Origin of the sequence: Vibrio tapetis subsp. quintayensis, from assembly GCF_030409945.1 — a bacterium.
Classification (GTDB): domain Bacteria; phylum Pseudomonadota; class Gammaproteobacteria; order Enterobacterales; family Vibrionaceae; genus Vibrio; species Vibrio quintayensis.
Map to the genome: position 1 here is coordinate 471365 of NZ_JAUFQV010000028.1, position 11860 is coordinate 483224.

The 11860-nt window shown below is 43.5% G+C and carries 9 protein-coding genes, 10 tRNA genes and 1 rRNA gene; 15 read left to right on the forward strand and 5 right to left on the reverse strand.

Going from position 1 to position 11860, the window contains the following annotated elements; translation table 11 throughout:
• Nucleotides 1-30 precede the first annotated feature (30 nt).
• Entirely contained in the window at nt 31-630 is a 600-nt protein-coding gene (locus QWZ04_RS15550; RefSeq protein WP_290329163.1) for an XTP/dITP diphosphatase, read from the forward strand.
• Complete coding sequence (gene hemW / locus QWZ04_RS15555) at nt 630-1790, forward strand: radical SAM family heme chaperone HemW (RefSeq protein ID WP_290329165.1); 1161 nt, start codon at nt 630-632, stop codon at nt 1788-1790. The genes QWZ04_RS15550 and hemW overlap by 1 nt, the downstream gene beginning before the upstream one ends.
• Before the next feature lie 188 nt (nt 1791-1978).
• On the opposite strand, the gene glsB is transcribed toward hemW, so the two are convergent.
• Nucleotides 1979-2899 (reverse strand): glutaminase B, encoded by a 921-nt coding sequence (glsB, locus tag QWZ04_RS15560; RefSeq protein ID WP_290329167.1) that lies wholly within the window; start codon nt 2897-2899, stop codon nt 1979-1981.
• 146 nt (nt 2900-3045) lie between these two features.
• Nucleotides 3046-3765: a tRNA (guanosine(46)-N7)-methyltransferase TrmB gene (trmB, locus tag QWZ04_RS15565; protein WP_290329168.1), complete on the reverse strand. Its 720-nt coding sequence runs from the start codon at nt 3763-3765 to the stop codon at nt 3046-3048.
• A 171-nt stretch (nt 3766-3936) separates the two neighbouring features.
• Between trmB and mutY the strand changes: the two genes are divergently transcribed.
• From mutY to QWZ04_RS15630, 13 genes are all read left to right on the forward strand, one after another.
• Nucleotides 3937-4989 (forward strand): A/G-specific adenine glycosylase, encoded by a 1053-nt coding sequence (gene mutY, locus QWZ04_RS15570; RefSeq protein WP_290329169.1) that lies wholly within the window; start codon nt 3937-3939, stop codon nt 4987-4989.
• Between the two features lie 9 nt (nt 4990-4998).
• Complete coding sequence (locus QWZ04_RS15575; protein WP_290329170.1) at nt 4999-5271, forward strand: oxidative damage protection protein; 273 nt, start codon at nt 4999-5001, stop codon at nt 5269-5271.
• Between the two features lie 86 nt (nt 5272-5357).
• Nucleotides 5358-6494, forward strand: coding sequence for a membrane-bound lytic murein transglycosylase MltC (mltC, locus tag QWZ04_RS15580; protein WP_102520938.1), 1137 nt, complete (start codon nt 5358-5360; stop codon nt 6492-6494).
• A 113-nt stretch (nt 6495-6607) separates the two neighbouring features.
• Nucleotides 6608-6683 (forward strand) — tRNA-Phe (locus QWZ04_RS15585).
• A 64-nt stretch (nt 6684-6747) separates the two neighbouring features.
• Nucleotides 6748-6823, forward strand: a tRNA-Thr gene (locus QWZ04_RS15590).
• A 7-nt stretch (nt 6824-6830) separates the two neighbouring features.
• Nucleotides 6831-6906: transfer RNA gene (locus QWZ04_RS15595), tRNA-Phe, on the forward strand.
• Nucleotides 6907-6971: 65 nt separating this feature from the next.
• Nucleotides 6972-7047: transfer RNA gene (locus QWZ04_RS15600), tRNA-Asn, on the forward strand.
• A gap of 284 nt (nt 7048-7331) precedes the next feature.
• A complete protein-coding gene (locus QWZ04_RS15605; protein WP_290329171.1) occupies nt 7332-8957 on the forward strand; it encodes a methyl-accepting chemotaxis protein in 1626 nt (541 codons plus the stop codon).
• Nucleotides 8958-9199: 242 nt separating this feature from the next.
• Nucleotides 9200-9275, forward strand: a tRNA-Phe gene (locus tag QWZ04_RS15610).
• Nucleotides 9276-9332: 57 nt separating this feature from the next.
• Nucleotides 9333-9408 (forward strand) — tRNA-Thr (locus QWZ04_RS15615).
• Nucleotides 9409-9431: 23 nt separating this feature from the next.
• Nucleotides 9432-9507, forward strand: a tRNA-Asn gene (locus QWZ04_RS15620).
• A gap of 48 nt (nt 9508-9555) precedes the next feature.
• Nucleotides 9556-9631 (forward strand) — tRNA-Thr (locus QWZ04_RS15625).
• A gap of 23 nt (nt 9632-9654) precedes the next feature.
• Nucleotides 9655-9730, forward strand: a tRNA-Asn gene (locus QWZ04_RS15630).
• 151 nt (nt 9731-9881) lie between these two features.
• On the opposite strand, the gene QWZ04_RS15635 is transcribed toward QWZ04_RS15630, so the two are convergent.
• The 3 genes from QWZ04_RS15635 to rrf form a co-directional block, all read right to left on the reverse strand.
• A complete protein-coding gene (locus QWZ04_RS15635; RefSeq protein WP_290329172.1) occupies nt 9882-11315 on the reverse strand; it encodes an NAD-dependent succinate-semialdehyde dehydrogenase in 1434 nt (477 codons plus the stop codon).
• A 185-nt stretch (nt 11316-11500) separates the two neighbouring features.
• Nucleotides 11501-11577 (reverse strand) — tRNA-Asp (locus QWZ04_RS15640).
• Between the two features lie 67 nt (nt 11578-11644).
• Nucleotides 11645-11760 (reverse strand): 5S ribosomal RNA (gene rrf, locus QWZ04_RS15645).
• Nucleotides 11761-11860: the final 100 nt, after the last annotated feature.

Consider the following 11860-nt stretch of genomic DNA (forward strand, 5'->3'; position numbering starts at 1 on the left):
CATAATCAACAATCGAATTAGGGAGCACCCATGAGCAAATTGGTATTGGCAACAGGTAACCAAGGCAAAGTGAAAGAAATGGCAACCTTACTGTCTGACTTTGGCTTTGACGTTGTCGCGCAAAGTGAATTTAAAGTGTCTGAAGTTGCGGAAACCGGCACGACATTCATTGAAAATGCCATCATCAAGGCTCGCCATGCAGCGCTAGAAACGGGCTTACCAGCCATTGCTGATGACTCAGGTTTAGAAGTTGACAGCCTACAAGGCGCTCCGGGGATCTACTCTGCTCGTTATGCTGGTGAAAACGCAACAGATCAACAGAACTTAGAAAAACTGCTTGATGCGATGACTGATGTACCAGAAGCACAACGCAGTGCTCGCTTCCATTGTGTATTGGTGTTGATGCGTCATGCAAACGACCCAACGCCTATTGTTTGCCATGGAAAATGGGAAGGTCGCATTCTTTCTAAAGCACATGGCGACAATGGTTTTGGTTACGATCCGGTATTCTTTGTTCCAGAAGATAACTGTGCCTCAGCAGAACTTGAACCGGTTCGAAAAAAACAATTGTCTCATCGTGGTAAAGCGTTAGAGCAACTGTTCGCAACTATTCAAAAGCAAGGTTTGTAATGACGAGCCTTGTTCCACCAGCACTGAGCTTATACGTCCATATTCCATGGTGCGTACAAAAATGTCCTTATTGCGATTTTAACTCGCACGCACTCAAGAATGACATTCCTGAGCGAGAGTATATCGACGCCTTATTGGAAGATTTGGATACCGATATTGCTCGCTATAAACTGTCGGATAACCCGCGCCTACTACACTCTATTTTTATTGGTGGAGGCACACCAAGCTTAATTAAACCTGAAGAGATCACACGGTTATTAAAAGGCATCGAACAACGCCTGCCTTTTAAACCTGACATCGAAATCACCATGGAAGCAAACCCCGGCACCATCGAAGCCGACCGTTTTGAACAATACAGAAAAGGCGGTGTTACGAGGATTTCCATTGGTGTGCAAAGCTTTGAGGACAGCAAGCTTAAACGCTTAGGTCGTATTCATGGGCCAGAGGAAGCCATCAATGCAGCCAACTTGGCGCATAATATTGGTCTCACGAGTTTTAACCTCGACTTAATGCACGGGTTACCAGATCAAACACCAGAACAAGCACTCATTGATTTAGATAAAGCGATAGAGCTAACTCCTCCGCATTTGTCTTGGTATCAACTCACCATCGAACCCAACACGCTATTTCACTCAAAACCACCAACATTGCCGGATGAAGACGACCTATGGGACATCTTTGATTTAGGGCATCAGAAGCTAACAGCGGCTGGCTATGTGCAGTATGAAACCTCGGGCTACAGCAAGCCGGGTTATCAATGCCAGCATAATCTTAACTACTGGCGTTTTGGTGATTACTTAGGAATAGGTTGTGGTGCGCACGGAAAACTTAGCTTTAGTGATGGCAAAATTCTTCGCACCACTAAGGTCAAACACCCTCGTGGCTACTTGAATTTAATCAAACCGTATTTGGACTCAGAGATAGAAGTGCCTATTGCAGACCGTCCATTTGAGTTCTTTATCAACCGATTTAGGCTATTGGAATCCTGCCCTAAGCAAGATTTTACTGCGACAACAGGGCAAGAGCTGGGGGCGATTCAAACCACCATTGATTGGGCGGTAGAAAAACAATATCTAACCGAAACCAACACACACTGGCAGATCACAGAAAAAGGAAAACTATTTCTAAATGATCTACTTGAAGCCTTCATGGCTGACTAACTAGATCTGCTCTGAAATAGATTTCAAAGCAATTAGATCATAGTAACCCAAATGCTAACCGATCTAACCAAAGAAACAGTTAACCTTTGATTTATAATGCATTGATAGCATTTGGCCTACAGTAGGCTAAATGCTATTTTAGCTGTACCTGCTTAAAGGTTCACCATTATTTCAAGCTTCAATTGGTACTAGAAAATTGAACGACCAATCCGTTCAGATAGCAATTCTAGTGCTCGAGTACCCGCTAAAGAGTTACCTGAAAAATCGAGCTCTGGGGACCATACAGCAATCGTCATCTCACCCGGAACAATGGCAATAATACCGCCACCAACGCCTGATTTTCCCGGCATACCGACTCGATAAGCAAACTCACCAGCTCCATCGTACAAACCGCACGTAGCCAATAACGCATTCAACTGCTTTGACTGGGTGGAAGTGATAATTTGCTTTCCGCTTTGAACAGAAGTGCCTTTGTTAGCCAAGTAACTGAATGTTTTCGCCAAATCAACACAACTCATCTTTAAAGCACAGGCATGAAAATAGTTATTCAATACAGGGATAACATCATTATTAAAGTTACCAAAAGATCGCATTAAATAAGCAATGGCCGCATTACGGTCACTATTGAGCATCTCAGACGCCGCTACGACCTTGTCATACACAATATGTGTGTCACCTGACAGCTGGCGTACAAACTCCAATAAATGCTGCCTAGGAGCAGACAGACGGCTTTGCAATAAGTCGGCAATCACAATAGCACCCGCGTTGATAAACGGGTTTCTTGGAATGCCTTTTTCCATCTCTAGCTGAATCATCGAATTAAAGGCTTGGCCTGACGGTTCTTTACCCACTCTTTGCCAAATTTCTTCAGGTCTATATAACACCATCGCTAGAGTTAGGCTTAACGCTTTAGAAATTGACTGAATCGAAAAAGCTTCGTCAGCATCTCCTGCTTTAATCACCTCTCCACTATTGGTGTACACTGCAATAGCCAGCTTGTTGGCGGACACTTTGGCAAGTGCTGGGATGTAATTCGCTACATTCCCCCGACCAATTAAAGGGCGAACTTCATCCAAAATATCAGACAATATTTGTTGTGTCGGTTTCATTTTATGACCTATAAAGAATGACGTTCAGTACCGCCAAAGGGCAAAAAAGCCAACATAACATCATGTTGGCTTTCGTATCTAGACAGGCTAAAGGACGCTTCGCTGCAGGCAAAAGGAAACCTTATGCCGCTAGCCTAGCGCCTTTCTTAGCTTACACGCTTGAATTTAATATCCCACACGCCGTGACCTAAACGGTGACCACGTGCTTCAAACTTAGTCAGTGGACGCTCTTCAGGGCGTTCGATGTAATCACCATCTGCTGCAATATTTGCAAAACCCGGCGCCACGTTCATCACTTCAATCATGTGCTCTGCGTAGTTTTCCCAATCCGTTGCCATATGGAAAACACCGGTTTCAAGAGCAAGCTTACCACGCACCATTTCAGCGAATTCAGCTTTAACAATACGGCGCTTATGGTGACGCGCTTTATGCCATGGGTCTGGGAAGAATAACTGCAGAGTGTGTAGGCTGTTATCTGGAATCATTTTTTCGAAAACTTCTACCGCATCGTGGCACATAACACGTAGGTTAGTTACACCAGCATCACGAGCAGAAGCCAAACAAGCACCAACACCTGGGCTGTGAACTTCAATGCCGATAAAGTTTTTCTCTGGCGCATTTTTTGCCATTTCTACCAATGACGCACCCATGCCGAAGCCGATTTCTAAAACAACTGGGTTGTTATTACCAAACACTTCATTCCAATCAAGCAAGGTTTCTTGGAAATCAATACCCATCGTTGGCCAGCACTCATTCATCGCGTTTTCTTGCCCTTTAGTTAAACGGCCTTCACGACGAACAAAACTACGTATTTTACGTACTAGCTTGCCATCTTCTGTGTATTCGTTGGTAGTCACTTCACTCATTGGTATTTTGCCTGCACATTGATTAATCGATCGAAGCGGGGATTATCCAAAGAATTGGCATTAGTGCAAGTATTTCTCGCTCCAATATCCCCTACAAATTGTGTGTTTTACATCCACTGCTAAGTGTGGTGCAATTTTACTCCAATTAAATATAGATGGTAAGAGCTACTCGTGTCCCCTTTTGCATCCGCTATTTTAGAGTGGTATGACGTTTATGGTCGTAAAAATCTACCATGGCAACAAAACAAAACCGCTTATAGCGTTTGGCTTTCAGAGATCATGCTTCAGCAAACTCAAGTCGCTACGGTTATTCCTTATTTTCTAAGGTTTTTAGAGCGCTTTCCGACCGTTGAAGCACTAGCACAAGCCGAACAAGATGAAGTCCTACATTTATGGACAGGCTTGGGCTATTACGCTCGTGCGAGAAACCTGCATAAAGCTGCTCAGCTGGTTGTTTCTGACCATGATGGGCAATTTCCGCAAGATCTTGAACAAATGAATGCCTTACCGGGAATCGGCCGATCCACTGCTGCGGCTGTTTTATCTTCTGTTTATAAGTTGCCTCACGCCATTTTAGACGGCAATGTGAAGCGCACTTTAAGTCGTAGCTTCGCAATTGAAGGTTGGCCAGGACAAAAAAAAGTAGAAAACCAACTGTGGGAAATAGCTGAGCAACACACACCCGATGTTGATGTCGACAAATACAATCAGGCCATGATGGACATGGGTGCAACGATTTGTACCCGCAGTAAGCCCAAATGTGAACTGTGCCCTGTAACTCAAATGTGTGAAGCAAAAAAACAACTCCGCCAACTTGATTTTCCGACCAAAAAACCAAAAAAGGAAAAACCGACCAAACAAACTTGGTTCGCTATTTTTCACTACAATGGACAAGTCTGGCTAGAGCAAAGGCCGCAAGTTGGAATATGGGGTGGGCTATTTTGTTTTCCTCAAAATGAAAACGAAGATCTTAACGATCTTCTTGATACTAAAGGTATTCAAGAAAAACACATTAACCGACGAGAACCTCTGATCGCGTTTAAACATACTTTTAGCCACTATCATCTTGATATTACGCCCGTTCTGTTTGATCTAAATAGCCAACCGAATATGGTGATGGAAGCGGGCAATAGTCTCTGGTATAACTTAGCTAACCCCGAAACAATTGGCTTAGCTGCTCCTGTAAAGCAACTTCTCGAAAGCCTCCAATTCGAACTCAATTAAGGAATCATTATGAGCCGCACTGTAACTTGTGTTCATTTACAAAAAGAAGCCGATGGGCTTGATTTTCAACTTTACCCAGGCGAGCTTGGTAAACGCATTTTCGACAATATTTCCAAAGAAGCTTGGGCCATGTGGCAGAGCAAGCAAACGATGCTAATTAACGAAAAAAAGCTAAACATGATGGATCCAGAACATCGAAAACTGCTTGAAACTGAAATGGTCAATTTCTTATTCGAAGGAAAAGAAGTCATCATCGAAGGCTACACGCCACCTAGCGAGTAGCAAATTAGAGTTGATTTGCTTACCTTTTAGACAAAAAAATGACATCATGACCTCAGGTTATGGTGTCATTTTTATTTAGGTTTCCGATGAGAAAATTGCTTTATTTCGCCCTCACATTATTGCTAGTTGGCTGCAGCCGAGAGTTTGTTGAAAGCATGTATAGCATTGATTATGAGCCAACTAATCGATTTGCCAAAAACCTCGCCCAGCTTCCCGGTCAGTTTCAAAAAGACATAGGGGCACTAGACGCCCTAATCAGTAGCTTCTCAGGCAATATCGAAAAACGTTGGGGTAAAGACAACGTAAAGATGGCAGGTAAGAGTAACTATGTAAAATACATAGACAACTACATGAGCCGTGCGGAAGTGGATTTTTCCAAAGGTGTCATCACGATAGGAACCGTTTCTCCTACTGAGCCAGAAAAGCATCTTAAAAATGCAATCATCACAACACTGCTCACACCAGATGATCCCGCAAGTGTCGATCTTTACTCTTCCTCTAATATAAAACTTGAAGGACAACCGTTCTTATACAAACAAGTTCTCGATCAAGATAAAAAACCCATTCAATGGTCATGGCGAGCTAATCGCTTTGCCGATTACTTGATAGCAAACAAAATCAAAACCAAAAAAGTCGACTTCAAAAAGTCCTATTATGTCGAAATCCCGATGACCAAGGACCACTTTAGCGTTCGAAGCTATAAATACGCTGATATTGTCCGTCGTGCATCTACACGCTATGACATCCCCGAAGATCTCATTTACGCCATCATTAAAACGGAGAGCAGCTTCAACCCTTATGCGGTCAGTTGGGCTAATGCGTATGGCTTAATGCAAGTCGTTCCTAAAACCGCAGGTAAAGACGTATTTCACCTAGTAAAGAAAAAACCTGGTCAACCTAGCCCTGAGTACTTATTTGATCCGGAGAAAAACATTGATACGGGCACCGCTTATTTCTATATATTGAAGAATCGCTATCTAAAAGACGTCAAACACCCAACCTCCCTAGAGTACAGTATGATCTCTGCATACAATGGTGGAACCGGTGGAGTATTGAACACCTTCAATAAAAATGATCGAAAAAGAGCCATGCGCGATCTTAATTCATTGCAACCAAATCAAGTTTATTGGGCTTTAACCAAAAAACATCCAAATAATGAAGCACGCCGATATCTAGAAAAAGTGACTAAATTCAAACGTGATTTCAATTCCGGACAAGGATAATGGCCTTTTTTGTACAATAACTCAGCAAATACGCACTTTTTTGAAGTTTTTTAAGTTTTTTTGAAAAAAGCTATTGACGGTTAGGCCGAAAAGCCGTTTAATAGCGCCCCGTTGCCCGGATAGCTCAGTCGGTAGAGCAGAGGATTGAAAATCCTCGTGTCGGTGGTTCGATTCCGCCTCCGGGCACCACAATTTGATTTGTTGGTGTCTAAGTAAAATTTAACACGAACATAAAGCAATAAGAATTTAGTGTGCCGACTTAGCTCAGTAGGTAGAGCAACTGACTTGTAATCAGTAGGTCACCAGTTCGACTCCGGTAGTCGGCACCATTCTTTTGCCTCGATAGCTCAGTCGGTAGAGCAGAGGATTGAAAATCCTCGTGTCGGTGGTTCGATTCCGCCTCGAGGCACCACTTTTAAATTGATTGGCATTTTTAATGAACAATTGATTGAAAGCGTGTCATTGACACAAACCTGTTCCCTTTTAGTTCAGTTGGTAGAACGCCGGACTGTTAATCCGTATGTCGCTGGTTCAAGTCCAGCAAAGGGAGCCACATTAAAAAAAACCAAGTCGAAAGACTTGGTTTTTTTCGCCTGCAGAAAAGTACACCATCGAATGCACTCGCCTTTCCGCCCTCCAAGATAAATCTCTCACAAACTGTTATCTCAATCTCATTTTGACTTATTTTTTGCTAGAAATTTAATCCCTATCATAGTTTCGAAACCTTATTGAAGTAATCGCTAAAGAGTGCCTCTCTGTTGGCGATATGATTGTATCAATACTAAATACAGCCATATTCGGCAATAAACCCTGTGCATGTCGTACACTGAGGCCTCCATGAAATTAAAAACCCAATCTTATTTGCTGTCAGCAATAATCTTAATTGCCTTACTTGCTCTTACCGCAACAGGCCTTTGGACATTAAGAGTCGCAAGCGATCAAGACAATCAAGCTCGAGTGAATGAGCTATTCAAAAGTACCAACTCTACGTTGAATCAAATTGAAAAAATGGCCATTGATGGCACTCTCGAAGAAAACGAAGCCAAAGCTTTAGCAACTCGAATTCTTCAAAACAATATCTACAAAAATAATGAATACGTTTATGTGGCCGATGAAAAGCTCAATTTCATCGCAGCACCTCTAGACCCTCAACTACATGGAACAAGCTTCCATGACTTCAAAGACAGTAACGGTGGCAGTGTAGGTAGTATTCTAGAAAGAGCAGTCGCGTCATCCCCAGGACAAATAGCGCAATACACATGGACGATGAAACTGCCAGACGGCACGATTGAAGAAAAACTGTCTATCGCGGAAAAGTCTGACCATTGGGGCTGGTATGTGGGGACTGGCATTGGTTTCAATGAAGTTAATGAACGCTTCTGGTCAACAGCTCGTTGGCAGCTATTTTTATGCTTGTTAATCGGTGGGTCTATTTTTACCACACTGCTCATCGCTATTCGCCGAATCATCGCCCTATTAGGTGGTGAGCCTCAAGAGGTTCATAACGCGGTACAAGCAGTCGCTGCAGGTAAGATCCACACTTCATTTGAACATGAAGCGGAATCAGGCAGCATATATCATGCGGTACAACAAATGAGCTTATCATTAGCCCAACTGGTGACTAATCTAGAGCGCTCCACAGTAGAGCTAAAACAAGAACTCTCTGATGTTGAATCGAGAGCGGGTACCATTGCTTCTCTTACGGAGACCCAACAGCAGTCAACGGAGATGATAGCCACTGCAATGACCGAAATGGCATCTTCAGCAAATAACGTAGCCGATTCGGCACGAGAGACAGCAAACAACACTGATGAGGCCGATAACCAAAGCCAGCGCACCCAAGGACTGATTCTAAGCACAGTAAGTAATATCGAAGGACTTGCTGAACAACTTGGTACAGCAAGCCAAGCTGTGTCTGATCTTGGCAATGATGTCAACAATATAGCGCGCGTCCTAGATGTGATTGGTGATATCGCTGAGCAAACTAACTTACTGGCTTTAAACGCAGCGATTGAAGCGGCACGAGCTGGTGAACAAGGCCGTGGATTCGCAGTCGTGGCTGACGAAGTTCGAAACCTCGCTGGTCGCACTCAAAATAGTACAAAAGAAATTCAAGAAATGATCGGCAACCTACAGGAAGGTTCTCGCCATGCTATTGGTACGATGGAAGTGTGTGCGGATACCAGTCAATCCACGGTTATTGAGTCGCGTAACGCATCAGAAGCCTTGCAACATATTGTAGAAGCGTTAGAAACCATCACTTCAATGAGCCACCAAATCGCAACCGCAGCAGCCGAACAAACACAAGTTGGTGATGATATAGCGCAAAGAATTAATATGATCGAAGAAAGTGGCAACCAACTTAGCACCGTCGTTGCTAAGAGTCATAACAGCACTCAAACCCTATCTAAACTTTCAATTGAACTCGAAGGTTGGGTCAGTAAGTTCTCAATTCAAAAATAATTGCCACTAGCTCAAACAAAGCACGCAAATTTTTGCGTGCTTTTAAGAGGTTTATTCATCATATATCAAGATATTCACCTCACAAAAAACCAAACTCACTGAGGAAAACACCTTAAGCAAGGGTGTATTTTGACCTTCAATGACTAAAAACACCCCACTACGTATAGAAAATCAGCAAACGATAGTTTTTTTTAAATTTAATGTTGACGTTAAACGCGAAAAACCGTTTAATACACCTCGTTGCCCGGATAGCTCAGTCGGTAGAGCAGAGGATTGAAAATCCTCGTGTCGGTGGTTCGATTCCGCCTCCGGGCACCACGATTTAAATTGTTGGTGTCTAACGTAAGTAACACGGACAATAAAAGAATAAAGTGTGCCGACTTAGCTCAGTAGGTAGAGCAACTGACTTGTAATCAGTAGGTCACCAGTTCGACTCCGGTAGTCGGCACCATTATTTAGTTTTAGAAAACCTGTTCCCTTTTAGTTCAGTTGGTAGAACGCCGGACTGTTAATCCGTATGTCGCTGGTTCAAGTCCAGCAAAGGGAGCCACATTAAGTAGCTAACGTTCTGAACAAACGCTAGTGAAACAAAATTAGTGCCGACTTAGCTCAGTAGGTAGAGCAACTGACTTGTAATCAGTAGGTCACCAGTTCGACTCCGGTAGTCGGCACCATTTTTTAGCTTTAGAAAACCTGTTCCCTTTTAGTTCAGTTGGTAGAACGCCGGACTGTTAATCCGTATGTCGCTGGTTCAAGTCCAGCAAAGGGAGCCACATTTAAAAAAACCAAGTCGAAAGACTTGGTTTTTTTTCGTCTGCAGGAAAGGCACAATATAGAATTCTCTTTGCTCACTAGATCACAAATACAGACCCAACCTGCGAGTACAGATCGTTCATAAGCTCCATACTAGAAACAAGCCCGCTTTTAACTCTCACTCACACCCAAACACACATATTTAGTGTTCATGTATTCCTGTAGCCCTTCTCTTGCTCCTTCACGGCCAAAGCCAGACTCTTTGACCCCACCAAATGGCGCTACCTCGGTGGAAAGAATACCCTCATTGATGCCAACCATTCCAAACTCTAGTTGTTCCATCACCCTATTGATCCTGTTGATGTTCTGACTGTAGAAGTACGCAGCCAAACCATAGTGTGTATCATTTGCCATTGTGATTACCTCAGCCTCTTCGTTAAAACGTATTATCGGGGCTACAGGAGCAAATAGCTCTTGCTTAGTAATAGCCATCGACTGAGTAACATCCACCAGTACCACGGGCTCTAAGAATGAACCTGTACCTGTATTGGGCTTACTAACCAACTTCGCTCCCTGCTCGATCGCCTCGCTCACAATAATAAGTGCATTTGCTTTGGCTTGTTGGTTAATCATAGGACCAATATCCGTTTTACTCTCAAAACCATCACCAACATTCAGTGTATTTACACGCTTCAAAAAAAGTTCGACGAACCGTTCATAAACACTGTCATGAACATAAAATCGATTAGCACAAACACAAGTTTGACCAGCGTTTCGGTATTTGGACGCAATCGCCCCCTCAATGGCCAAGCCTAGATCCGCATCGTCGAAAACAATAAATGGTGCATTACCTCCAAGTTCCATCGATGTGCGTTTTAGAGTTGATGAACTTTGAGCAAGTAACATTTTTCCGACTTGAGTCGAGCCAGTAAAAGAGAGTTTTTTAATATCAGGATGAGTTGTAAAAATATTGCCTGCGGTGGCTGGTTCATTAGCTATGACTACGTGTAACAGCGACTTTGGAATTCCGGCTTGATAGGCTAGCTCCACGAGCGCCAACGCCGACAATGGTGTCGCCTCTGCTGGCTTGATAAGCATTGCGCACCCCGCAGCGAGCGCAGGAGCTGCTTTTCTGGTGATCATGGCTAATGGGAAATTCCAGGGCGTAATTGCAGCACAAACGCCTACAGGCTGCTGTATTGTGCTCATTCGTTTGTTACTAGCCGTTGTAGGAATTGTATCGCCATAACTGCGCTTGGCTTCTTCAGCAAACCACTCGACAAATGATGCAGCATAAATAACTTCACCAAGGCTTTCTGCAAAAGGCTTCCCTTGCTCTAAGGTCATAATCCTTGCCAAATCATCCTTGTTATCAATAATCAGCTTAAACCACGTCTGGAGGAGCTTAGAACGCTCTTTTGCAAGCTTTAGCGACCAAACTTTCTGCTCTTCTTTTGCCGTATCAACAGCTTGATTGATCTGCTCAGATGTCCACGTTGCTACCGTCGCAATTTTTTCATCATTCGCAGGATTGGTAATCACTAAGGCATTATCACCTTGAGCGTCCATGTTAAATAATAAGTGTTGATTCTGAATATCTTTCATATGGCACGCTAACGGTAATAATAATTCATTACAGCATACGAAGTGGGTAGAGGAAGTGCAAGGAAGAGGGACCGAGTACAGCGATGGCCTGTGCCGTGAGAGTACAGAAAATACGAGCGCTCTGTATTCTTTCTTTATTACAAACGTAAAAAAGCCCAAGTCGTAAGACTTGGGCTTAGTATAAGTGGCGGAGTGGACGGGACTCGAACCCGCGACCCCCGGCGTGACAGGCCGGTATTCTAACCAACTGAACTACCACTCCGCAGTGGAATACTCACAAAGTGAGTGTTCATATCTTTAGATTTCTCAATCTAAAGATTAAATTTAAAGCCTGGCGATGTCCTACTCTCACATGGGGAAACCCCACACTACCATCGGCGCTACTGCGTTTCACTTCTGAGTTCGGCATGGGATCAGGTGGGTCCGCAACGCTATGGTCGCCAAGCAAATTCTTTAATTCGGAAAGCTGTGGCTTAAAAGTTCTTATTACACATTCAATTATGTTCTTGCTTTGAGTCCATCAAAACCCCTTGGGTGTTGTATGG